Annotated in this window: 22 protein-coding genes; 8 read left to right on the forward strand and 14 right to left on the reverse strand. The window is 45.0% G+C overall.

What is annotated here, in order from left to right; genetic code table 11:
• Nucleotides 1-35: 35 nt before the first annotated feature.
• Nucleotides 36-566 (reverse strand): ankyrin repeat domain-containing protein, encoded by a 531-nt coding sequence (locus tag AC1IR0_RS05355; protein WP_409651413.1) that lies wholly within the window; start codon nucleotides 564-566, stop codon nucleotides 36-38.
• Nucleotides 567-751: 185 nt separating this feature from the next.
• The gene (locus tag AC1IR0_RS05360; protein WP_409651410.1) at nucleotides 752-2,266 is read right to left on the reverse strand and encodes a catalase; all 1,515 of its coding nucleotides are present in this window, start codon (nucleotides 2,264-2,266) and stop codon (nucleotides 752-754) included.
• Nucleotides 2,267-2,493: 227 nt separating this feature from the next.
• Here AC1IR0_RS05360 and dtd point away from each other — a divergent pair, with 227 nt between their 5' ends.
• Entirely contained in the window at nucleotides 2,494-2,934 is a 441-nt protein-coding gene (gene dtd, locus AC1IR0_RS05365; RefSeq protein WP_213686584.1) for a D-aminoacyl-tRNA deacylase, read from the forward strand.
• Between the two features lie 118 nt (nucleotides 2,935-3,052).
• Here the strand turns inward: dtd and AC1IR0_RS05370 are convergent, their stop codons facing one another.
• The 3 genes from AC1IR0_RS05370 to serB all read right to left on the reverse strand — a co-directional run bounded on the left by AC1IR0_RS05370 (nucleotide 3,053) and on the right by serB (nucleotide 5,644).
• Nucleotides 3,053-3,532 carry an SCP-2 sterol transfer family protein gene (locus AC1IR0_RS05370; protein ID WP_064095120.1) on the reverse strand — a complete coding sequence of 160 codons (480 nt, stop codon included), beginning with the start codon at nucleotides 3,530-3,532 and terminating at the stop codon, nucleotides 3,053-3,055.
• Nucleotides 3,533-3,673: 141 nt separating this feature from the next.
• The gene (gene aciT / locus AC1IR0_RS05375; RefSeq protein WP_004647188.1) at nucleotides 3,674-4,009 is read right to left on the reverse strand and encodes a ciprofloxacin tolerance protein AciT; all 336 of its coding nucleotides are present in this window, start codon (nucleotides 4,007-4,009) and stop codon (nucleotides 3,674-3,676) included.
• Nucleotides 4,010-4,423: 414 nt separating this feature from the next.
• Nucleotides 4,424-5,644 (reverse strand): phosphoserine phosphatase SerB, encoded by a 1,221-nt coding sequence (gene serB, locus AC1IR0_RS05380; protein WP_409651404.1) that lies wholly within the window; start codon nucleotides 5,642-5,644, stop codon nucleotides 4,424-4,426.
• A gap of 77 nt (nucleotides 5,645-5,721) precedes the next feature.
• Here serB and AC1IR0_RS05385 point away from each other — a divergent pair, with 77 nt between their 5' ends.
• Nucleotides 5,722-6,975, forward strand: a complete 1,254-nt coding sequence (locus AC1IR0_RS05385; RefSeq protein WP_004729076.1) for a hypothetical protein — start codon at nucleotides 5,722-5,724, stop codon at nucleotides 6,973-6,975.
• 92 nt (nucleotides 6,976-7,067) lie between these two features.
• Here the strand turns inward: AC1IR0_RS05385 and ppk1 are convergent, their stop codons facing one another.
• The 4 genes from ppk1 to mhpT all read right to left on the reverse strand — a co-directional run bounded on the left by ppk1 (nucleotide 7,068) and on the right by mhpT (nucleotide 12,526).
• The gene (gene ppk1, locus AC1IR0_RS05390) at nucleotides 7,068-9,131 is read right to left on the reverse strand and encodes a polyphosphate kinase 1 (protein ID WP_409651401.1); all 2,064 of its coding nucleotides are present in this window, start codon (nucleotides 9,129-9,131) and stop codon (nucleotides 7,068-7,070) included.
• Between the two features lie 179 nt (nucleotides 9,132-9,310).
• Complete coding sequence (locus AC1IR0_RS05395; RefSeq protein ID WP_409651398.1) at nucleotides 9,311-10,258, reverse strand: bile acid:sodium symporter family protein; 948 nt, start codon at nucleotides 10,256-10,258, stop codon at nucleotides 9,311-9,313.
• 125 nt (nucleotides 10,259-10,383) lie between these two features.
• A complete protein-coding gene (gene pncA / locus AC1IR0_RS05400) occupies nucleotides 10,384-11,013 on the reverse strand; it encodes a bifunctional nicotinamidase/pyrazinamidase (protein ID WP_005105311.1) in 630 nt (209 codons plus the stop codon).
• Nucleotides 11,014-11,320: 307 nt separating this feature from the next.
• Nucleotides 11,321-12,526: a 3-(3-hydroxy-phenyl)propionate transporter MhpT gene (gene mhpT / locus AC1IR0_RS05405; protein WP_409651396.1), complete on the reverse strand. Its 1,206-nt coding sequence runs from the start codon at nucleotides 12,524-12,526 to the stop codon at nucleotides 11,321-11,323.
• Between the two features lie 724 nt (nucleotides 12,527-13,250).
• Here mhpT and dapA point away from each other — a divergent pair.
• The 3 genes from dapA to purC are packed head-to-tail and all read left to right on the forward strand — an operon-like array spanning nucleotide 13,251 to nucleotide 15,526.
• Nucleotides 13,251-14,150: a 4-hydroxy-tetrahydrodipicolinate synthase gene (gene dapA, locus AC1IR0_RS05410; protein ID WP_004281249.1), complete on the forward strand. Its 900-nt coding sequence runs from the start codon at nucleotides 13,251-13,253 to the stop codon at nucleotides 14,148-14,150.
• A 14-nt stretch (nucleotides 14,151-14,164) separates the two neighbouring features.
• The gene (locus tag AC1IR0_RS05415) at nucleotides 14,165-14,770 is read left to right on the forward strand and encodes a lipoprotein-34 precursor (NlpB) (protein WP_409651392.1); all 606 of its coding nucleotides are present in this window, start codon (nucleotides 14,165-14,167) and stop codon (nucleotides 14,768-14,770) included.
• Nucleotides 14,771-14,806: 36 nt separating this feature from the next.
• Nucleotides 14,807-15,526, forward strand: a complete 720-nt coding sequence (gene purC, locus AC1IR0_RS05420; RefSeq protein ID WP_180087176.1) for a phosphoribosylaminoimidazolesuccinocarboxamide synthase — start codon at nucleotides 14,807-14,809, stop codon at nucleotides 15,524-15,526.
• A 302-nt stretch (nucleotides 15,527-15,828) separates the two neighbouring features.
• On the opposite strand, the gene AC1IR0_RS05425 is transcribed toward purC, so the two are convergent.
• On the reverse strand, nucleotides 15,829-17,103 hold the full coding sequence (locus AC1IR0_RS05425; protein WP_180087177.1) for a replication-associated recombination protein A: 1,275 nt from the start codon (nucleotides 17,101-17,103) through the stop codon (nucleotides 15,829-15,831).
• A 263-nt stretch (nucleotides 17,104-17,366) separates the two neighbouring features.
• Between AC1IR0_RS05425 and AC1IR0_RS05430 the strand changes: the two genes are divergently transcribed.
• Complete coding sequence (locus tag AC1IR0_RS05430; RefSeq protein ID WP_479741218.1) at nucleotides 17,367-19,505, forward strand: putative bifunctional diguanylate cyclase/phosphodiesterase; 2,139 nt, start codon at nucleotides 17,367-17,369, stop codon at nucleotides 19,503-19,505.
• Between the two features lie 19 nt (nucleotides 19,506-19,524).
• Here the strand turns inward: AC1IR0_RS05430 and AC1IR0_RS05435 are convergent, their stop codons facing one another.
• Nucleotides 19,525-19,977: a YcgN family cysteine cluster protein gene (locus tag AC1IR0_RS05435; protein ID WP_253147850.1), complete on the reverse strand. Its 453-nt coding sequence runs from the start codon at nucleotides 19,975-19,977 to the stop codon at nucleotides 19,525-19,527.
• 192 nt (nucleotides 19,978-20,169) lie between these two features.
• Here AC1IR0_RS05435 and AC1IR0_RS05440 point away from each other — a divergent pair, with 192 nt between their 5' ends.
• Nucleotides 20,170-20,328 carry a DUF1328 domain-containing protein gene (locus tag AC1IR0_RS05440; protein ID WP_004647174.1) on the forward strand — a complete coding sequence of 53 codons (159 nt, stop codon included), beginning with the start codon at nucleotides 20,170-20,172 and terminating at the stop codon, nucleotides 20,326-20,328.
• Between the two features lie 123 nt (nucleotides 20,329-20,451).
• Here the strand turns inward: AC1IR0_RS05440 and murJ are convergent, their stop codons facing one another.
• Nucleotides 20,452-22,002, reverse strand: coding sequence for a murein biosynthesis integral membrane protein MurJ (gene murJ, locus AC1IR0_RS05445; RefSeq protein ID WP_409651386.1), 1,551 nt, complete (start codon nucleotides 22,000-22,002; stop codon nucleotides 20,452-20,454).
• A gap of 60 nt (nucleotides 22,003-22,062) precedes the next feature.
• Nucleotides 22,063-22,653 carry a 1,6-anhydro-N-acetylmuramyl-L-alanine amidase AmpD gene (ampD, locus tag AC1IR0_RS05450; protein ID WP_409651384.1) on the reverse strand — a complete coding sequence of 197 codons (591 nt, stop codon included), beginning with the start codon at nucleotides 22,651-22,653 and terminating at the stop codon, nucleotides 22,063-22,065.
• 182 nt (nucleotides 22,654-22,835) lie between these two features.
• On the opposite strand from ampD, the gene nadC reads away from it, so the two are divergent.
• Complete coding sequence (gene nadC / locus AC1IR0_RS05455) at nucleotides 22,836-23,681, forward strand: carboxylating nicotinate-nucleotide diphosphorylase (RefSeq protein ID WP_219307937.1); 846 nt, start codon at nucleotides 22,836-22,838, stop codon at nucleotides 23,679-23,681.
• 100 nt (nucleotides 23,682-23,781) lie between these two features.
• Here nadC and AC1IR0_RS05460 read toward each other — a convergent pair whose 3' ends face one another.
• Nucleotides 23,782-23,979 carry a hypothetical protein gene (locus tag AC1IR0_RS05460; RefSeq protein ID WP_219307935.1) on the reverse strand — a complete coding sequence of 66 codons (198 nt, stop codon included), beginning with the start codon at nucleotides 23,977-23,979 and terminating at the stop codon, nucleotides 23,782-23,784.
• Nucleotides 23,980-24,019: the final 40 nt, after the last annotated feature.

Genomic DNA, 24,019 nt, shown 5'->3' on the forward strand with positions numbered 1-24,019 from the left:
GAAATATAGACCAAAGTACTGCTGTAAATAACAGCCTATTTATATGCTTTTGCTTTAGATTTTTCTGCTTCCTGGATGATTTTTTGTAGCTGTTTTTCCTGGCCAATCACTTTAGCAAATTCAGCCGTGGTTTTTTGTCCGGCCTTTTTGGCTTGGGCATCACAATCCATCTGACGCAGCTGTTTGGCAATGGCAAATTCCATTTTGAACAAGGCCCCCATTAAAGCGGTATTGCCGCGGTTGTCTCGGGCACAGCGGTCTGCACCATGTTTCAACAAGGTTGTAACAATACTCTGATGACCATAATAGGTCGCCATCATCAGCGGGGTATAACCGTCTTTATTGCGCACATCGACCGGAAAGCCATGCTTTAAAAATTCGTTGATCACTTCGCTATTGCCAATTTTGGCCGCAGTAAAGAACAGGTCGACCAATTCCTGTTGTGAGGTCATCTGAACGCTTGCCGCAGTTTTTGCAGGGGAGATACTCTTTACTTCAGCAGTAGTTGCGAATGCGCAACTGAAGGCAAGAATACTGGCTAAAAATGCTTTTGGCATAAATTTCATGATGAACTCCAACAGAAATCGAAAAGAAAATTTCAGTCACTCAGGATTCAATTCACCTGAGATGAGATAGAAACGGAGTGCCTGTAAAACTCCCCCTAGGGTGCAGGAAAGGTTTGGAGTTTTACAGGACTTTTCGGAGGTGATGCGCTATACCCTAGTCACCAGTTCCTCAAGACCAATCGAGATTAGTCTTTTAATTTTGCAGCTTTGGCTTTAACCGTCGCCAGGTTACCGTTGACTGCTTTGGTCATACGGGTACCGTAGTCTGCATCTGCTTTATAGAAATAAGACAACATGATGTGCTTGGTTTCTGAATCTTTGACATTGCCCAGATCAGCAGCTAGGTTCATGATCAGGTCATCTTTCTCTTTAGCTGTGTATGAACGGTAAAGTTCACCAGCCTGCTTGAAGTTCTGCTCTTTGGTACCGATCTGCTGAACTGTGCCAGTAAGTGGAGTTTGAACCGCACGTGCTTTCGCAGTTGCAGCTTTTGGCTCTTTACGGCTTGGCTCATAGTTCACATCCGAGTCACGCTCAGAGATATTCATGTAGCCATCCTGATTATTGTTGTTCACATTTACCACTGGACGGTTCACCGGAATTTGCTGGTGATTCGCGCCTAAACGGTACATTTGGGTATCTGAATAAGAGAAGATACGGCCTTGTAACAGACGGTCTTCTGATGGCTCGATACCTGGTACTAGGTTACCTGGCGCAAATGCCGACTGTTCAGTCTCGTTGAAGAAGTTCTTCGGCATACGGTTCAGCGTCAAAGTACCGACTTTGGTTTCTGGAACCAGCTCAGTTGGCCAGATTTTGGTTGGATCTAACGGATCAAAATCAAAGCTGTTTAGATCTTTAGGATCAATCACCTGGATATACAGATCCCATTTCGGGAAATTACCTGCATAGATGTTGTTATAAAGATCATTGGTCAAGTGATTGAAATCTTTACCTTGTTGTACAGCCGCTTCTTTGACGTTCAAGCCCTTCACACCCTGTTTAGAGCGGAAGTTGAATTTCACGTACTTGTATTCGCCTTTGTCGTTATACAGTTTGTAGGCATGTACACCGAAACCGTCCTGTTCGCGGTAGCTGGTTGGGACACCTTGCTTGCCATAAACATAAGTCAGCATGTTGGTTGCCCAAGGCTGGCTAGACAGGAAGTCAAATACACGGTTGGCATCTTGTACATTGGTGACCGGGCTTGGTTTCATCGCATGGATGAAATCCGGGAATTTGATCGCATCACGGATAAAGAAGACTGGCGTCTGGTTACCGACTAAGTCCCAGTTACCTTCCTGGGTATAGAATTTGATGGCGAAACCATGAGGGTCACGTAGGGTTTCTGGTGAACTTTTACCATGAATGACGGTAGACATACGCACAAAAACTGGAGTTTTGGTACCGGCCTTGAATAAAGAAGCAATCGTTAAATCAGACAGATCTTTCGTCGTAACGAATTCACCATAAGCCCCTGTACCACGTGCGTGAACCACACGTTCAGGAATACGCTCACGACCAAAACGTTGCAGTTTTTGAACCACTTGCACATCTTGCAGCAAAGTTGGACCTTGTGGACCCGCAGTGATCGAGTTCTGGTTGTCGCCAACTGGTGCCCCGTTATCTTTGGTTAATGGCGCAGCTTGGGCAGCTGTCACCGTTGCAAGCATTGCAACAAGTAATGAACGCTTAAACATTTCTAAATCTCTCAATTTAATACCTTTCCTGCATGCAGCTAAGATACTTGAGAGTAAAAAATAGATAAAACAGATAATTTTTATGCTTACGATCGTGTTTTTAGATAGTTTAAAATATTATCAATGATAATCAATAAATTAAGCCCGTTTTTTAGACATTAACTTAATAATAGATGAGTCTGATCTTGCTACAATGGCGGCATTTTTAAATCTGACTGAAATTGATTATGCGTGCATTATTACAACGGGTACTGGAAGCCCAAGTCGTGGTCGATGGTGAAACCACCGGAGAAATTGGCAAAGGTATTCTGGTTTTTCTGGGCTTAGGTAAAGAAGATAATCTGGAAAAAGGCAAAAAGCTGATTGATAAGATATTGAAATATCGCTTCTTTGATGATGAACAGGGCAAAATGGGCTGGAATGTTGCCCAAGCCGGAGGTGGTTTGCTTCTGGTTTCACAATTTACCTTGATGGCACAGACCCACAAGGGTTTACGTCCAGACTTTGGCCCGGCCATGCCACCTGCCGAGGCTAAAGCACTTTATGAGCAGCTAGTAGAATATGCTCAACGCCAGTTTGAACATGTACAAACCGGTATTTTTGCCGCTGACATGAAAGTGCATCTGGTCAATGATGGGCCGGTGACATTTAATCTGGAAGTTGAATGATTCAGTAAAAAAGCCCTCGAATTGAGGACTTTTTCTTTTAAAAAATCTTTCATCCTTTCACCCCTCTTTGTGTTTCTCCCAAAGGGAGAAAGAAAAGGTTGGATGAAAGATTTTTAACTTATTTACCAGTTTTTTCTTTAATAAACTGACGTACCATTTTCACTTTTTCTTTGACTGGCTTTGGCAGTTTTGGTGGAATCATCTTCGCCACCTGGTTAAACCAGACCAGCAAACCGAAGTCACCTTCCATTTTGATGGTGCCACTTTGCATGCCGGTCATAAATGCGGTCGGATCACCTTTAATTAAAGTCTTTACGCCCTGCTCACTGTCAGCAAACTGCAAAACAAAATCTGCTTTTTCAGCATCACCAGAAACGGTCTCGATATGGTCGTTATTCACAATGATCTGACGTGCCATCCCCTCATCCGTACCAATCTGGATGCGGAATTGACGCCCATGTACCAGTTCGATGAATTTTGGGCTGGTACGTGCCAACTGTTTCATACGTAATGCTAAACCTGCGACCAGTAAGTCCAGCGGATCTGTACTTACATCAACAAGAGGAAGTTTTAACACAGGAATGGACGACAGTTTCATGGAGGATGCCTATTCTAATTGTACGAAAATTGACAAATATCCTAGCATAGTTCTGGGCTAGGTGGATTATGCAGTTTGTATCATATTTCCAAACTGAAAAATGCACCCGTGGGTGCATTTTTTTCATTACAACTTGTAGAATTAACGGCTTGAAAGCTGCTGCTGGTCGTCTTCATACACTGGCGTATGTTCGATGCAACGGCGTTTTGCCAAAGCACGCTCAGCACGACGATCTTCACGCAACAACAGGCCAGTCACGACCATCATGACCGCAGTTAACGCGCTCAGGTAACTATACGTCATTGGTAGCTCAAACCAGGTTTGAGTTCCTACACGAATCACCTCGATCAGGCCCCATACCAGCATCCCGGCCGCCATAAAGCTTAACCAGCGACGATAAGGCGAGAAGAACACAGCAAGCACAGCTACAGCGACTAAACTGAAGCCCACAATCGTTGCTAAATTCGCTGTTACCATATAACCCCCTCCATCCAGATAGATAGTTTCCGCTTGATATTGCAACGCTTCTATCTATTGAATTTCGTTAAATCAATAAAATGGAATCTGTTGATTTGTATCTCTATGCCTGCATTATGCTGAGTTTTTTGCATAAAAAAAGTCCTGTCTTCCAGCCTAACGACATACTTTGTCGCGATATTATATTGTCATTACATTTTTTGCTTTTCACATTTTTGTGGATCAATGACTGCGCCAATGTTGGCGTGTCATTACAAAATTATCAGTAGTTTTTTTAAGTTAAAAAATTATTTTTCCGTTTAAGATGATCGATGTTTTTGTAGGCAAATTTCATCGCTCACTTATGCAACTCACATCATAAGCAATAAAAAACGCGACCCGGAGGTCGCGTTTAAAATCAATCAAAGCCTGTACTTATGCACGGTTCAGGTCTTTATCATGTACACCGAGCAGATACAGCACACCGTCCAGACCGACGCTAGAAATTGCCTGATTGGCGTTTTGGCGTACCAGAGGTTTGGCACGGAAAGCCACACCGAGGCCTGCAATCGAGAGCATTGGCAAGTCATTGGCGCCATCACCGACTGCAATGGTTTGTTCCAGGGAAATTCCCATCTCCTGGGCGATTTCACCGAGCAAGAGTGCTTTGCGTGCGCCATCGACGATATGGCCTTTGACTTCACCGGTAACAACACCATCCTGAACATCGAGTGCATTGGCATGCACTTCATCAATATCCAGTTTAGTTTGCAGATATTCAGCAAAATACTGAAAGCCGCCAGAAAGAATTGCAGTACGGTAACCTAGTGCTTTTAAAGTCGAAATCAGGCGTTCAGCTCCTTCGGTAATCGTCAGGCGCTCGGCAATTTTCGGAAGTACCGAAGCGTCCATGCCTTTTAACAAGGCGACACGTGCACGGAAGCTTTGCTGGAAGTCCAGCTCGCCTTGCATAGCACGTTCGGTAATTTCTGCGACCTGTTCACCAACACCGGCTTCAATCGCCAGTTCGTCAATAACTTCCTGTTCGATCAGGGTTGAGTCCATATCGAAGCAAACCAGACGGCGGTTACGGCGATAGGCATTGTCTTCTTGTACCGCGACATCGACATTCAGTTCATTCGACAGGCTGAGGCAGGCCGCGCGCATGGCAGCTGCATCTAGCATCTGTCCGCTTAAACCGAACTGGACACAGGCACGTTTTGGCCCGCTGCTCTGGCCATCTAAAATGGGGCGACCAGACAGACGGGTCACGGTTTCAATATTAAAACCCTGACCCGAGACAATCTGGGTCACGGCTTGCAGATGAGAGGCATTTAATTCAGGGGCCAATGCCGTTACGATATAACGTGTGCGTCCACCCTCTTTGACCCACTGATCATATTCAGTCGCAGAGATCGGTTTAAAGCGCACAGTTAACCCGATATCATGTGCTAGAATCAGGATCTCCTTCATGGCTAATGCTGTCGCTGTCTGGTCTTCAGAGGCTACAACAATACCTAAGGTTAACTGATTATGAATAACCGCTTGCCCTACATCTAAAATCTGTAAGGAATGGGCGGACAAAACCTGCATTAATCGTGTAAATTGATTAGGCTGGTCAGGTCCTAAGAATGATATAAGAATGATTTCTCGCATGAATTGACTCGGGTCTGAGCTACAACTATTGTTAGAATCATAATCGAAATTGAACAGAATTGCCTTGGAAGTTTACGTTGAATGCGCCTAGACAAGGGCTATTTGCTAGCCTATTGATTGTAAGTTTTGCTCTGCATACCTTTTTACTGGTATTGGCAACCACTCACCAACTGAATGAAAACCGTGCCAATCAGGGACAGCTGATCACCAGTCAACTGGTGACAGACAGCCTGTCTGAGCTTGAACCACCCAACCGCGTTTCTCTGGCGTTGCTGGCAAATCGTTATGCCACCAATCCAAGTGTCGCTTCCATCCGGATTCTAGATGCGAAAGCTCAGGTTTTAGCCACTGGCGGACTGACCAAAACCCGCGAGGGTGAAGTTTTTGTCCGTGATGCGCTGCAAAATGAGAAAAAAGTCGGTGTGATTGAAATCACTCTGATTGAACCAAGTATTGGTGAAATTCTGCGGACACAATGGCTGGCAATTTTGTTCTCGTTCATCATTCATGGTCTGCTCTGGGTCGCTTATCGTGCCGTGGCACGTCCAAGCCGAACCGAATATCTGGCGCGCATCAATAACGAATCGCGACTGAAATTCGAGATTCAGACCCTGACCCAGGCATTGGAACAGGAAAAGCATAATGCGGCACTGGCGATTGCCCAAGCCCAACAGGCAGTGAAGAACAAAGCCAAAGAAAAAGAACATAAGCCGGCGGTACTGGAAAGCGATAGCCTGAGCTTAAACATCCAGTTCTACGATCCAAAACAGTTACTGGATAGCGTGAATAAAACCGTTTCGGTGCCTTATTTCAATCTTTGCCAGATTTTTCTGAATAAAGCCACCGAACTCTGTGTGCAACGCTATAAGTTGAATAGTTCTGATATTTGTACCGTACATAAATTTGATGAAAAAGGTGCCACCATCAGTATCGCGGCAGACAAACCGAATGCCCTGGCCTGCCTGACCATGATCAGTGCTGTGTTCCAGCTGCTTTCGGAAGTCCTGTATAAACGCTATCGTGAAGAAAAACGTTTTGTGCTACAAACCCGCAGCGCGATTGCTTCTAAAGTCGAGGAGATGCAGCTCAGCTCGGTACAGGCCGCTGAGCGCCTGACTCAGCATCTGGTCGCGAAAGAAAGTGCCTTACATGTACCGAACACCTTGCTGAAAGATGTGAGTGATCACTTCCAGCTGGTCAGCATGCCGAATCCAACCAATGTCCTGACCCGTCATGCTTTTGTGGTGAATGGGATGGATGCTGAAAGCGCCGAGCTGGCACAGACTTTTAGAACCGAAATTCTAAAATCCAAACAGTCCAAAGCCTCATAAATATCCCTGAATGTTGCAATTAAAAAAGCCGGATTCAACATCCGGCTTTTTTATGGGTATAAAAAATACGCCAGTGTGTCTTGGACTACCCTTTAAATTTTTAACTGTTTTTGTTCCAGCAGATATTGCTGGGCATTATAAGGCTGGGCCGGATCCTGACAGGGAACTTTATGCCACTGACCATCGGCATCTAACTCCCATGCATTTTGACAGTCTTTTAAATAGCTGATCAGACCATCTTTATAAATCCGTTTTTTCAGCTCTGGATCCAGCACCGGGAAACAGGTTTCGACCCTAGAAAACAGATTGCGCCCCATCCAGTCAGCACTGGCACAATACAGTTTCTTGGCGCCGCCATGCTCAAAATAATAGACCCGGGTATGTTCCAGGAAACGCCCAACGATTGAACGTACCTGAATATTTTCTGACATGCCGGTGACTTGTGGAATCAGACAGCAGATTGAACGGACAATGAGGTCAATTTTTACCCCAGCCTGCGAAGCCTGATACAGGGCAGCAATTAATTGCGGTTCGGTAAGCGCATTCACTTTGATAATGATATGTGCGGCTCTGCCGGCCAGGGCAAATGCCTTTTCCTGATCAATCAGTTTCAGCAGTTCGCTATGCAGGGTAAACGGTGCATGCAGCAAGGCTTTCAGTTTGGCCATTTTCCCCATGCCGGTCAGTTCCTGGAACATGCGGTGCACATCTTCACAGATATCCGGCTGTGTGGTCATCAGGCCATAATCGGTGTACATGCGGGCATTCCCGGCATGATAGTTTCCGGTACCCAAATGCGCGTAACGCAGTAATTCCTGATTTTCACGCCGGACGATCAGAATCATTTTGGCATGGGTCTTATAACCGACGATACCATACACCACCACTGCCCCGGCTTCTTGCAGGATATTGGCCACCATAATATTAGATTCTTCATCGAAACGCGCCCGCAGTTCAATCACGGCCGTGACTTCCTTGCCATTCCGTGCAGCTTCTGCCAGCACCTGAACAATTTCCGAGTCCGGACCACTGCGATACAGCGTCTGCTTGATCGCCAGCACCGCCGGATCCTTGGCCGCTTCGCGCAGTAAAGTAATCACCGGCTGGAATGAATCAAAAGGATGATGCAGCAGCACATCCTGCGCCTTCAAAATTTCAAAAATGCTTTTCTGTTTACGGAAAATTTTCGGAATGACCGGACTAAAATGCGGATACTTTAATTCCGGACGCTCAAAACTGGTACTCAGGCGGGACAAATTGATCGGTCCATCAATCCGGTACAGTTCCTGTTCCGTCAGATCAAATTCATCTAGCAAATAGTCGATGATGTTCTGTGGAGAGTCATTTTCAATTTCCAGACGTACTGCACGACCAAAGCGGCGCGATGACAATTCGTCTTTTAAGGCCACTGCCAGATCGTCAACATCTTCCGACAATACCAGATCGGCATTGCGGGTAACCCGAAAGGCATAACATCCGGTCGCTTTCATGCCGGGAAACAAATCACTGATATGCTGCTGGATGATCGCAGTCAGAAATATCTGGGTGGTATTGTTTCCGGTGACGTCTTCCGGAATTTTAATCAGGCATGGCAAGGAACGTGGTGCTGGCACAATCGCCATCTCGATTTCACGGCCAAAGGCATCTTTACCTTCCAAGCTGATAATAAAGTTCAGACTTTTATTGACCAAACGTGGAAAAGGATGTGAAGGATCCAGACTGATCGGGGTCAGTACCGGTTGCACTTCTTTGGCAAAAAAGGCTGCAATCCAGGCCTTGTGTTTTTCCAGAAGATCCTGGTATTGAAGAAACTGAATCCCCTGTGCCTGAAGTTCAGGCAAAATCGCATGCTTCAGCACCTCATACTGTTTGTTCACTGTGGCATGAATGGACTGGGACAGTTCTTGTAGAATCAGCTCGGTGGGTACAGCATCAGGCGTCCGGGTAGTCGCATTCAAGTCTTGCTGTTTCATCAGCCCGGCAATCCTGATTTCAAAAAACTCATCCAGGTTACGGGAAAAAATAATCAGGAAGTTTAAGCGCTCTAAAATCGGTAAATTCGGATCGAGTGCTTGTGCCAAGACACGACGCTGAAATTTAAATAAGGAAAGTTCCCGATTAAAATAGGTCGCTGACGAATGCTGAAATTGTTCCATGCCCTCTCAATGCTGCTGATTACAGTCTGTTGTTTCACATCATTGAGGGGCGATCTTAGGCAGACTTCATGACACTTATGTTACAAAGCTCGATAAATCCATATAAATTAATATTCTAACTTTTTCACACTATAAAAAAATCATACTCTGGTTCGTTGTGTGCTGTCATCAAACTGCAATTAGGTGTCTGTTTTTTTAGTTTGTCTGGCCGCCCAATAAGTGGCTAAAGCTGGCCCTGAAATATTATGCCATAGACTGAAAATGGCGCTTGGTAAAGCAGTAAGTGGTGATGCGGCAAAATGGGTCGCCGCCAAGGCCACACCCAGACCAGAATTTTGCATCCCCACTTCAATGGATACCGCACGACAGTCTATTTCTGCCAAGTGAAATATGCGACTGGCCCAATAACCCAGTAAATAGCCCATACCATTGTGTAAGGCCACGATCCCTAAAATCATTAAACCGGACTCCAGAATCTGGGTTTTGCTGCCGGCAATAATCGCCGCGACAATTGCCACAATCGCAATCACAGAAATCAACGGCATGACCTGAATATAGGCCGTGACTTTTTGCTTGAGTAGCGCCCGTACGATTAAGCCCAGAATAATTGGGAATAACACCACCTGTAAGATCGACACCAGCATCGACCAGGCATTGATCTCAATCCACTGACTGGCCAACACATAGAAAATGGCCGGAGTTAAAATGGGCGCCAGTAAAGTCGAAACCGAGGTACAGGCGACCGACAAGGCAGTATTGCCCTTGGCCATATAGGTAATCACATTGGATGCAGTTCCGCCCGGACAGCAACCCACCAAGATTACCCCGATGGCAATCTCTGGTGGCAGCTGGAACAGCTTGCACAGCAAAAAGGCCAAACCCGGCATCACCATAAACTGGGCGACGACGCCAATCGCTACTGCCTTCGGACTTTGCAAGACACTTTTAAAATCTCCGACGGTCATGGTCATGCCCATGCCGAACATGATGATGCCCAACATCCACGGAATATAAGCCCGTAACCAGACAAAAACTTCAGGGATCATCAAGGCAATGCCGGAAAAAAGCAGCACCCATAAAGCAAAGGTTTTTTGGACAAATTGGCTAAACTGGAGCAAGGCTGACATGGGTTTCATCCAGGTGACATTAAGGGAGAAAAAGCAAGATAAAACAGGCACCCGTTGATGCCTGAATTTTTATATTCAAATATAAATAAGATCAAAGGGATATTAAGTTCTATCCCTATCCAGTGTTAAGCTGCTTGAACAATATCTTTCACATAGATACGTTTCACGCCATGCGACAGCATATCCTGCCAGGCATGTTGCAAGGAACCATTCAGGTCAATGCCCTTGGTGGCATCGGCAATCACATAGGTTTTAAAGCCCAGTTTGCAGGCATCGATTGCAGTCCAGGCCACACAAAAGTCCGTAGCAATCCCGACCACAAATACGGTATCAATCCCACGTTCACGCAGATAGCCAGCAAGACCCGTCGGGGTTTTCTGGTCAGCTTCCATAAAGGCCGAGTAACTGTCGATCTGGGAATGAAAACCCTTGCGAATGATGAGTTGTGCTTGCGGTAAATTTAAATCCGGATGCAGTTCGGCATCGCGTGTCCCTTGCACACAATGCTTTGGCCATAAGACCTGAGTGCCATAATCCAGCTGAATGCTGTCATAGGCTACTTTGCCGGGGTGGTTGTCTGCAAAAGAAATATGGTTGTCCGGATGCCAGTCTTGGGTCAGGATAATATGCTTAAAATGCTGCCCCAATAGATTAATATTTGGAATAATCTGGTCAGCATTGGCTACAGCCAGATTGCCTCCCGGGGTAAATCCTCTTTGTACGTCTACGACCAGTAAAGCAACATTATTCTGCATCTGTTTTCATCCATTGAAATCTCGATTTATGCCCAAGCATAGCGCAAAATACCTCAGGATTTTTAGCTCTACGGTTAAAAATGGCATGACTGTGTATTCTCGGCATGTGTATATGAGCAGATCAATAGATTCATTGTTTTTGACAAATATGAGATGAGTTCCGGGCTTGTATCAAGCTAGATCTCTGCAAAAAAATAAGTTTTAAGATAAAGTGATGAGTCTTTTTAATAATAAAACAGTGTATTTAATTCTTAAATTCTGAAAATAAAAAAGCCTGCAAGAGCAGGCTTTTTTAAATCGTTGAACCTTACACTTTAGTGCGGTTCACCAAGAACAGCATACATAATGCAGAGATGATGATACATGGGATCGCAGCAGTAATGACCCCCGCAGCACCGAAACCTGCTGTCAATAACTGACCGGCAATGACTGGCCCCAGCATGGCACCGATACGGCCAACTGCAGATGCAACACCAACACCAGTACCACGCACTTCTGTCGGATAAACGATACTACCGAAGGCATACAGTACACCCTGACAGCCAATCACGAAGGCACCGGCCAATGCTGCTGCCATATACATCTGGTTCAGCGAGCTTGCACCATTCAGCGCCAGTAGACCTGCCAGAATACCGCCGTACATCAACAGGATCACATAGGCTTTCTTCCAGCGGTCGGTTAGCATACCCAAAATAATCGTACCAATCGTCGCTGTCACCATGAAGTAGAACTGTGCGGTTGAACCATCCTTACGTGTGAAGCCAAGTTCCATAAACAATGATGGCAACCAGCTCAACATGATGTAAACCACCATCAAGGTAAAGAAGTAGCTCACCCAGATACATAGCGTACGTAACAGGTTGTCCGAATTAAACAGGTCCTTGAATGAACCCTGCGGTGCAACAGCAAGTTCTGCAGCCGTTTTGTTCTGTGCTTTCAGGTATTCCTTCGATTCAGGCAAAAATAACATCATCAGCGGAATGGCAAGAATCGGTAACAGACCTCCGAGATAAAAAACATTCTTCCAGTTAGCACCAAATTCAGTCGCTGCAATTAAAGACAAAATCGCTGCACCGACTGGCATACCGCAGTACATCAAGCCCACTGCACGGCCACGATTTTGTGGAGAGACTGCTTCAGAAGCAAGTGTGATCAGAATTGGCATCGCGCCGCCCAGACCTGCTCCAGCCAGGCAACGCACTGCCAGCAAGCTGTTAAAGCTATTGACCCAGACGGTACATAAGGTAAATACAGCAAATACTGCTGTCGACCAGATCAAGACTTTCTTACGGCCAATGCGGTCCGCAAATCGCCCACCAACCAGTGCACCCGGTAATAAACCCAGAATCCCTGCACTAAAAAACATACCCAACTGGGAACTATCGAGACCAAAATGCTCACGAATACCTGCAGCAGCAATTCCGGCTGCCTGAATATCTAAGCCTTCAATCACCGCAATCAGAAAACAGATCGCGACCGTGACGATAGCATGCTTATTGTCTGATTTTTCCATTGGATTATCCTTGTTCAATCAGCGTTACAAAAGACAGCCATCATCTATGAGCCTGATTGCAGAAATAACTATCAATAAGTTGAACGTTTTGCTTAGATATTCCCAAAGGAGTAGAGGCAGATAAAAATAGGATAAGACCAGATAAAGTCGCAAAAACACTTAATCAGAACACCATAAAGTTCAAGACTTAGACTTTAAGGCTTATACATCAAGTTAAAAAATTAACCGATAAGAAAAAAAATTCTCAATTTATTGATATTTAAAAAAGATTAGTCTTAGTAGTTTTTGGATCTATTTGTCTTGGTACGAGAACGCGATCAAGATGTACGAGGTCTCAATTTATCCAATATAACTATTAATCAAAAATCAAAAGGCATAAAAATGGCAGATTTCAGCTGATCTTTTTGCACAAGCCTTATCATTATTGGGTTCATTTGGGGCAATATCCTCTTTTGTTTAGACTGGAGACATAACTTTGGTCTCAGGATTTTGCTTTATAAATCATCTTATTTATTACTTGATTGTTTCCAAAAGGCTTTGTATAAAGAATTCAGTAGCTTTTACTAAAGCATATTGTTCTTATGCGTTTGATCAGTCATAATTTGCATAAGCAATATTCAATTCAATGCAAATCTATTGAATTTGCTATAAATCAAAATACAAATCCATCCCAATTTATGTTTTCTCATTCCTTTCGGATGGACAAATAGGATAGTTTTTTAAAATGACTCAGCAAGCACAGACCATTCAAGGTTCCATAGTCGCAATCGTCACCCCTATGTTTGAAGATGGCAGCGTAGATTGGAAGGGTCTCGAGAAGCTGGTTGAATGGCATATTGCAGAGGGCACCAACAGTATTGTTGCTGTTGGAACGACAGGCGAAGCCTCTACTCTCAGCATGAGTGAACACACCCAGGTGATCAAAGAAATCATTCGTGTGGCCAACAAACGTATTCCTATTATTGCTGGTACAGGTGCAAACTCGACCCGTGAAGCGATCGAACTGACTCGCGAAGCCAAAGAGCTAGGGGCAGATGCCGCTTTACTGGTGACGCCGTATTATAATAAACCAACTCAGGAAGGCTTATACCAGCATTATAAAGCCATTGCTGAAGCGGTTGACCTGCCACAGATTCTTTATAATGTTCCAGGCCGTACCGGTGTGGATATGGCCAATGAAACCGTGATTCGTCTGGCGGATATTCCACAAATTATCGGTATTAAAGATGCGACTGGCGATGTACCGCGCGGTGCTGAATTGCTACAAGGCCTTGTAGGCAAAGATATGACTGTTTATTCGGGTGATGATGCGACTGCATATCAACTGATCGGACATGGCGCCAAAGGTAATATCTCGGTCACGGCAAACGTGGCTCCGAAAGCCATGAGCGAAGTGTGTGCCGCTGCCATTGCTGGTGATGCAGCCACAGCTGAACAGCTAAATGCTCAGGTTGCAAATTTACACAATATTTTATTTTGCGAATCGAACCCAATTCCTGTGAAATGGGCACTCCATGACATGGGCTTAATTGGTACAGGTATTCGCCTTCCATTAACACCACTTGCAGAACAATATCGCGCTCCGCTTCATGAAGCACTGGTAGAAGCGGGCGTTATTAAATAAAAGAGCACAAGATTATGCAATTACGTTTAGGACTTAGCCTTACACTTTCAGTATTCAGTTTGGCAGGTTGTAGTTCAATGGCCTTTAATAACGGCACTTTAGACTATAAAGAGACTACTACCCTGGAAGCTTTACAATATCCTGAAGGCGCCATGGTTCGTCCTGCAACGCCATTGTATCCTGCTCCAATAGTTGATCCACTTGCAATTGAACATGCACCGAAGCTTGAAAACCAGCGTGGCAACCGTTTTGCCTTGCCACGTCCACAAGCCCAGACTGAAAACTCAAATACAGCTGATCTGACCGAAACCAATACGGTGGGTAAACCACAGTTGGTCACTGACGGAAATCTTAATCCGCTGCTTAAAATTGAGGGAAATTCTGCTACAATTTGGCAATATACACTTGCCACCCTCAGCAGTCTGAATCATAGCATTGTTGTGCAGAGCAAAAATCGTTATGAAGTCACGATTAAAGTCGACCAGCAGACTTATGTATTAAGATTATCTTCTGTCGGTTCAAGTAATAACCTCGCTGTGTTCAATGCCGATAACAGTTTTGCCGACCGTGAAAAAGCCGCAGAACTGCTCAACCAGATTTACCAAAATTGGCCAGCCTAGACATTTCTAGGCATTTTTTTTGTAAAAGGTTCCCTCATGTTAAAACAAACCTTGCTCTATACTGGTAAAGCGAAATCTGTCTACACCACAGACAGTTCAGACCATCTGATTTTAGTCTTTCGCGATGATGCCTCAGCATTCAATGGCGAAAAAATTGAGCAACTAGATCGTAAAGGCAAGGTGAACAACCGTTTTAACGCCTTCATCATGGAAAAACTGGCAGAAGCGGGAATTGAGACCCACTTTGAAAAGCTACTGACTCCAAATGAAGTGCTGGTGAAAAAACTGGATATGATCCCGGTTGAATGTGTGATCCGTAACTATGCAGCAGGTTCTTTATGCCGCCGCCTGGGTGTGGAAGAAGGCAAGGAACTGACTCCTCCAACATTTGAATTGTTCTTTAAAGATGATGCGCTTGGCGATCCAATGGTCAATGAGTCACAAGCCATTGCTTTAGGTTGGGCGACTGCTGAACAATTGGCGAAAATGAAAGAATTGACTTACCAAGTGAATGACGTGCTTAAAGCATTGTTTGACGCAGGTAACATGATTCTGGTCGATTTTAAACTTGAATTCGGCGTGTTCCACGACCGTATCGTACTGGGTGATGAATTCTCTCCAGACGGTTGCCGTCTATGGGACAAAGACACCAAGAAAAAACTGGATAAAGACCGTTTCCGTCAAGGTTTAGGCGGCGTGGTTGAAGCCTATGAAGAAGTGGCTGACCGTTTAGGTATCGACCTGGACAACATCTAATCTGTAAATGCGCAGATTCGAAAAAACCGAGCTTTTTAGCTCGGTTTTTTATTTCCGGCTTTTAATCGGAAAAATAAATTTTTATTATTAAAATGATCGTTTTTACATCAAAAACTACATGCATTAGTATTATCACATACTAGGCAAATCAGTGAGTTGACGCACTTTACTCCATATTTTCCGACCAAATTTCTCCTCTACCCTCTAGGATGTTATCTCCCTCAAAAACATCCTACTTTCAGCCCAATTCGCCTTGAATTGGGCTTTTTTTTAATCTGTTCAATTAGTTGGGATACCCAGCTTTATTGCTGCTGTTGTTGCTGTTGCCAACGGCGTTGCTGTAAACGCTCCCCTTCAACTTCACGTTTATTACGTGCTGATTCATACAGTTTGGTATCCTTCAGTTCTGGCGGCATATATTCCTGTAGCACAAAATGCTCAGGATAATTATGCGGATACAGATAATCCACGCCATAGCCCTGCTCTTTCATCAGCTTGGTTGGCGCATTTCTTAAATGCAAAGGCACTGGCAAATTTGAAGTTTTATCTGCGAGTTCCATCGCCTTGTTAATCGCCAGATAGGTACTGTTACTTTTAGCACTGGTCGCCAGATAAACTGCACATTGCCCCAAAATAATCCGGCATTCTGGCATTCCCACGGCCTGTACCGAACGGAAACATTCCCCTGCCAATAGCAAGGCATTTGGATTAGAGTTACCGATATCTTCGGATGCGGCAATCAGCATACGCCGTGCAATGAATACCGGATCTTCACCACCTTTGAGCATGCGTGCCATCCAGTACAAGGCTGCATCCGGATCACTGCCACGAATCGATTTAATAAAGGCCGAGACCAGATCATAATGCTGTTCACCGGACTTGTCATAACGGGCAATATTCTGCTGTGCGACTTTGACCACCACCGCATTGGTGATGATATTTTCCATATCCGCTTCAAAGGTACTGGCAATCAGATCCAGTAAATTCAGTGCCTTGCGGGCATCTCCTGCTGCGAACTGGATCAGGGCATCAAATTCTTCAATCAGGATATGTCTTTCCTGCAAGAAAGAGTCATTTTGTAAGGCTTGCGTCAACAAAGTCTGAATCGATTCAGCGCTCAATGCATTCAGGCTATACACCTGACAACGTGACAATAAGGCACTATTTACTTCAAAAGACGGATTTTCAGTGGTGGCGCCAATTAAGGTAATTTTCCCTTTCTCGACCGCATTTAATAACGCGTCCTGCTGGGATTTATTAAAGCGATGAATTTCGTCAATAAATACCACTGGCGTCAGCAAATCGCCACCCTCGGCAATGATTTCACGCAGTTCTTTCACCCCGGTATTCAGTGCAGACAGGCTGATAAAAGGTCGGTCTACCGCTTGAGCCAGCAGTAAGGCAATGGTGGTTTTTCCGACTCCGGGAGGTCCCCAGAAAATGATCGAAGGCAGATGCCCCTGATCAATCATCTGGCGTAAGGGCGCATGTTCTCCCAGCAAATGTTCCTGCCCGATAATCTGTGTAAGGTCGCGTGGCCGTAAGCGTTCTGGAAGCGGGATATGACTATCTGACATGTTATTATTGGCTCAAACTAAATTCTGATCTCATTCTAACACCAGCAGTTTTGATTCCAAGAATGCAAACATCAAGCATAAAAAATTAATTTATGGAGATATCCTCTATTTTTTTAATTCTGAATGAATTAATCTCTATAAAAGCGAATAATTTGAACATGATTAATTGTGAATTAATTACAGTGTAATTTTCATATTGTTTATTCTAATTAAAAGAAACTTATCTCGCCCCTTGGGCACTTTTGGGTTGTAGTGGTGAATGCATGAAGCATGATAAATTTGAACATGGAGCTGTGAGTCGGTCTAAGCCACTGACGTCATCATCACTGATTGCACCCCACGTTCACTTGTCTGAATCGGTTTTATTAAAAAATCTGATCGATGCCTTACCGCAACCCTTGTGGGTCAGCAACAAACAACATCTGCAATATTTTAACGATGCCATGACTGATTATCTTGGCATGAACCTGAATGAACAGGGCCATCTGCAATGGCAGAGTTTTATTCATACCGAGGACTTGCAGCTATTTTTAGCGCAGTGGCATGCTGCGCTGGATCAGCATCAGAATTTTGAAACCCAGTGCCGGATTAAACGCAATGATAGCCATTATCGCATGTGTAGCCTGGCGGTAAAATTTCATCATGAAGTTAACCATTTGCTGCAATGGGCAGTTTCCCTGACCGATGTGCATGATTATTTTGAGATCCAGCAGCAACTTTCTCAGATTGTTTCAACCCAGGAAAACATGCTGGATGCCAGCGCAGACTGCATTAACATTATCAGCCCTGAAGGCGAGATTCGACATAGCAACCAGTCTGGCTGTCTGGCACAAGTAAGTGAGACCGCAGGACAAAATCAAGACCGTTCATTGTGCTGGTTAAATCGCTTAACCCCTGAAGCCCGAAAATCCGGGCAACGTGCTCTGAAACAGGCAGCCCAAGGCTTAAACAGCCGTTTCTCCAGCAAAGTTCAGATTAAAGATCAACCAATCCAATATTGGGATCATCTGCTCACCCCGATTCTGGATCAGCACAATATTACCCAAAATATTCTCTGTGTATCACGCAATATTAGTCAGCAAAAAATTGCAGAAACACGTTTAAAAGAAGTGATTAAACGGGATGAACTCACCGGCCTGTATAATCGCAGTACCTTCTATAAAACCTTTAAACAGGTACTGTTAAAGGCCAAACAACAACAGACCATAGCGGGTTTACTGCTGATCGATCTGGACTATTTCCGGCATATCAATGACACCTTGGGCCATATTGCTGGTGATCATCTGCTACATGTCTTAGGCAAACGCTTCCAGACCTGTTTCGGTCCGAATACCATCATCGCCCGTTTGGGTGGCGATGAATTTGCTGTGCTGGTGAAAAATCTGGAAAGTGAAGAACAGCTGCTGGCAACGGCGCAAATGGCCTATGCCCAGCTGGATCAGCCCATCAATTATGTCGGCAATAGCATCAGCAGTGCCATGAGTATTGGCTGTGCCATCTATCCACGTGATGCCTTAAATACTTCTAATTTGCTGAAATGTGCTGATATCGCCTTAAACGACCTGAAAAATAGTGGTCGTGGTGGCATCCGCATGTTCAATCAGGAAATGTGCGGTTCACTGGAAAATATGACCAAGCAGCTGACTCTGGCACGCAAAATTATTCTCGCCGATCAGATCATTCCCTATTACCAACCTAAAGTACGTCTTTCTGATGGTGCAGTGATTGGTTTCGAAGCACTATTACGCTGGCAAGATCAGAATCAGAACATTCAGTTACCTTCCGAAATTTTTGCTGCCTTTCAGGACTATGAGCTGGCCTCACGCATCAGTGAGACCATGCAACTGAAAGTCTTTGCAGATATGAGTCGCTGGCAGGCACAAGGTCTGGATCTGTTACCGATTTCCATCAATGCTGCACCGGTCGAATTCCTGCGCGATGACTATGCCGAAAAACTGTTGGCACGCCTGTCCAACTTTGATATTCCCGCACATAAAGTTGAACTAGAAATTACCGAGCAGAGCCTATCCGAACATGGTGCCAATTATGTGGTTCGCGCCCTGAACCTGCTGAAACAGGCCGGAATCCAGATTTCACTAGATGACTTTGGCACTGGACATTCTTCGCTGACCCGCTTGCAGGACTATCCGGTCGATTGCATCAAGATTGACCGCAACTTTGTAGAACGCATGAACAGTGACCCGTCCGCCTTGGCCATTGTCAAAGCCATTACCCAGATTGGCTCTAGTATTGCACTGGATATTCTAGTGGAAGGGATCGAGAATACAGAACAGCTGGACACCCTGATCCATTGTGACTGTCAGATTGGACAGGGATTTTATTTCTATCGTCCGATGGCCGGTGCTTCGGCCCAGGCCCTACTCCATCCAGCAGATCAATAAACGAATCACTCAGGCAGATTTAACGCACCCAGCGTACGATATAGTCTTCGATGTCATCTTCATGAATATCGCTTTCAGTCAGGCAGCGCCCTGCTGCCGACTTGCGTGCCTGAATCACACTTTCCCGTGAACCGCTAATCAGATAATGCCAAGATGGCAGGCTTTTACCCTGCTCTACCCGACGATAGGCACAACTCGAAGGCAACCAGTGAATCGTTTCCAGCTTCTCTGGCGTGAGCTGAATACAGTCCGGCACATATTGCAAGCGATCTGGATAATTGGAGCAACGCGCAGTGCTACAATCCAGCAGTTTGCAGGCCACTTTGGTATATGCGATTTCCTGAGTCTCTTCATCTTCCAGTTTAATCAGACAACATAATCCGCAACCATCACACAAGGCCTCCCACTCGACTTGTGTCAGTTCAGCAAGTGAATAGTTTTTCCAGAATTCGGGACGTAAAGTATCGCTCATGATCAGGTCGGCACATTCAAAAATCAGCTTATTATAGCAGCCCGAACCCTGCAGACCTACCGCCTCAAATTCTTATTACTATCACGTAAACTATTGTTAAATCATAGACAGTTCATCAACAAAACACTAACAGTCGCTGGAATCGTTTATTTCTATACTAAATTTGAAAATAAAAACACATGGAGAATATATATGTTTCGCTGGGCTATTATTTTTGCTGTTATTGCATTAATTGCGAGTCTACTTGGTTTCGGTGGCGTCGCAGGCTTGTCTAAGGATTTTGCAATTATCTTGTTAGTAATTGCGGTGATTCTTGCGATCGTTGGTTTTCTTTCGCGCGGCAAGGTCTAGATTTACGCTAGACCTTTTCAAAGCAAGTGTTAGCTTTCAAAAAACAAGAGCCTTCTGGCTCTTGTTTTTTTATGGGTATTTTAATGCTCTGTTTTGATCAAAAATACTTCTTTCAATATGAACTTAAGGTTTTAAATGACGTGGTCTAAAACCTGCCACTAGCAAGGCTGCAACATACGCCACCACACCGACAACACATAAGATCAATACTTCTAAGACACGCATCCATTGCGATACATCTGCGTTATACCAGCTCAGAGCATAGGCCAGAGCCGCAATCATCACCACATTGGCAAACATGAATTGCAGGAAGATTTTTTTCCAGTGCGAACCAAAACGGAAAATATCACGCTTATGCAGATAATAATAAAGCAAACCGGCATTGACCATCGCTGAACCCGTCGATGCCAGTGCAAGCGCCATATGCTCTGCTTCCCAGTCAATCAGCTTGAACAAGCCGATAAAGATCACGTTCAGAATCGCATTGGCCGCCACAGCCATCAAACCGACACGCACCGGGGTTCTGGTATCCTGCTTTGCATAAAAACCGGGAGCAAAGACTTTAATCAACATAAAGGCAATCACACCACCGCTCATACATTGCAGCGCCAAAGCCGTCATCTGGGTATCTTCAAAGGTGAACTGGCCACGTTCAAACAGGGCCTGAATGATCGGGGTCGACAGCATAAACAGTGCAATACTGGCGGGTAGGCCTGCCATCACAATAACTTTGGCTGCCCAGTCCATCATGCCACGGAATTTTTCCGGATTTTGCTCAGTATGCCGTGCCGATAAGGACGGCAAAATCACGGTACCAATTGCAACACCGATCAGACCCAGCGGCAATTCGGTCATACGCTCGGCACTGTACAGCCAGGACACCGAACCATCCTGCATGAATGAAGCCCAAATGGTATTTAACAATAGATTAATTTGCGTGACAGATACACCAAATAATGCCGGTAGCATCAACTTCATGATGCGATCTACGCCTTCATGCTTGAAATCAATTTTCGGTGGAATCAGCAGGTTTTTACGCCACAATTCAGGAATCTGGATCGCCAGCTGTAAAATACCGGCAATGATCACTGCCCAGCCCAGCGCCATAATCGGCTCGGCCATATACGGCGTAAGCCAGAGCGCTCCGGCAATCATCGCCGCATTCAGCAAGACTGGTGCAAAAGCTGGGGTACTAAAAGAGCCATAACTGTTGAGAATACTGCTGGCAAAAGCCGTCAGTGACATGAACAACAAATAAGGAATGGTCAGGCGGAACATGTCGGTCGCCAGAGCGAATTTTTCAGGATCGCTATGAAAACCGGGCGCATAGATATACATGATCAATGGCGCAGCAATGATCGCGACCATGGTCAACGTGGTCATGACCGTGGCCAGACAGCCAAATACCCGGCTGATCAGGATCTGGACTTCAGTATGCGTGCGACTGGTCTTATATTCGGTCAGTACCGGAATAAACGCCTGTGAAAATGCGCCTTCGGCAAATAAACGCCTGAAAAAGTTTGGAATACGAAATGCGACTACGAAGGTATCGAAGTCTTTACCAGCACCAAAGACATTCAGTAAAACAATATCTCGAACCAATCCCAGTACGCGTGACAACATGGTCATCGCACTGACAATGACGGTCGAACGCCAAAGCGCCATCCTATTCACCTAATGTATAAATTTGTGGCTATTGTAATGAAACTTTTGTCAGAAGTTCATTGCTTAATTTCATCGCTCAAGCGAGCTTGAGGTGTTTTTATAATGCTGTAACTGTGCACGAAAATCAGCCCAGTTAAAATATGGTCCCGGATCGGTCTTGCGGCCCCGTGCAATATCCGAATGTCCGGCAATATGCTGCTGAATCTTGGAATAATGCTGTTGCAGACAGGCCGTGACTTTTACCAAGGCCTGATATTGTTCAGCTGCAAAAGGCAAGTCATCACTGCCTTCCAGTTCGATCCCGATCGAATAATCATTACATTCTTTTTTGCCCAAATAGCTCGAGCGGCCGGCATGCCAGGCACGGTCATTGAAATTAACAAATTGCAGTACTTCTCCCGTTCTTAAAATTAGCAGATGGGTCGACACCTGCATCCCTTCAATGGTTTGAAAATAAGGATGTACGGACCAGTCCAGCTGATTCTGAAAAAACTGTTCAATATAACCACCGCCAAACTGTGAAGGTGGCAGGCTGATATTGTGAATCACCAGCAATTGAATCTCGGTCTGTTCTGGCCGCTGATTAAAATTGGGAGACGGGATTTGACGTGCACCGATTAGTTGCCCGTCCTTGACCTGAAACTCAGCTGCCTGTTGCATAAAACCGTTCTCCCCAAAAATAAAATCTGCAAGATCAGCATTGCAGCCGGCTTCATGCTAAAACTTTCAAGGAGAAATCTCAATTCATCCCAGCAAACTGGATGAAAAATCGCTCATCTTTTATGTAACGGTGCTAAGATAAGGCGCAATTTTCACGGCTTAAAAAAGATACGGAAATACTCATGCGCATATCTCAAGCTTTGCTAGACCAGTCCATTCAGATCAATATTCAACAAGCACTTTCAGAAGATATCGGTGAAGGCGATATTACCGCCCTGCTGACTCCTGAAGATGAACAGGCCACTGCCACTATCATTAGCCGTGAAGACATGGTTTTGGCCGGCCAGCCTTGGGTAAATGCCTTGATTCAGGCCTATGATCCAAGTATTGAAGTGATCTGGCTGAAAAATGATGGCGATCATGTTCAAGCCAATCAAGCATTTTTAAAACTGGCCGGATCTGCGCGCAGCTTACTCACCGTGGAACGTCCTGCGCTAAACTTTGTCCAAACCCTGTCTGCGGTTGCGACTAAAACCGCCCACTATGTCAAAGAACTGCAAGGTTTAAACACCAAACTGCTCGATACCCGTAAAACACTTCCGGGTCTGCGTATTGCACAAAAATATGCCGTGGCGATTGGCGGTGGTCAGAACCATCGTCTGGGCCTGTTTGATGCCTTCTTGATTAAAGAAAATCATATTATGGCAGCGGGTGGCATTGCGCAGGCGATTGCCAAGGCACATCAAATTGCACCGGGTAAGCCTGTTGAAGTTGAAGTGGAAACCTGGGATGAGCTGAATCAGGCACTCGAATCCCATGCCGATATCGTGATGCTGGATAATTTCAGTCAGCAGCAGATGATCGACGCAGTGCAACATGTAGCTGGTCGCTGCAAACTGGAAGCCTCAGGTAATATCACCATTGATAATTTACGTGAAGTAGCCAGTACCGGCGTAGATTATATTTCCATGGGTGTGCTGACTAAAGATGTCAAAGCCATTGATCTGTCGATGCGTTTCAATGCTTAAGCCTAAATGGGATAGATGACCGTAGAGGGTGCGAAGCACCCTTTTTTTATTTTTAGAAATTTTTTTTGCGCATATTTTGCTCAATTTTCTATTTTAGACCTTAATCATCATCGTCATCCCGATTACCTCGGCGATCGCGCTCATCATCGTCACCATCACGGTCGTTATATCTTCCGTTATCCTCATCACGATCCTGATTTAATACTGAACGCTCGTCATCTTCACGATTATTGCCCCAGTCACAGGCAGTTAATCCAAACACGCCCAGCAATGAAATTGCACAAAGCCACTGTTTCATGCCGCATTCCTCATTGTGATCTCGCCTGATCCAATATCGA

The organism is Acinetobacter sp. 129952, from assembly GCF_056642055.1.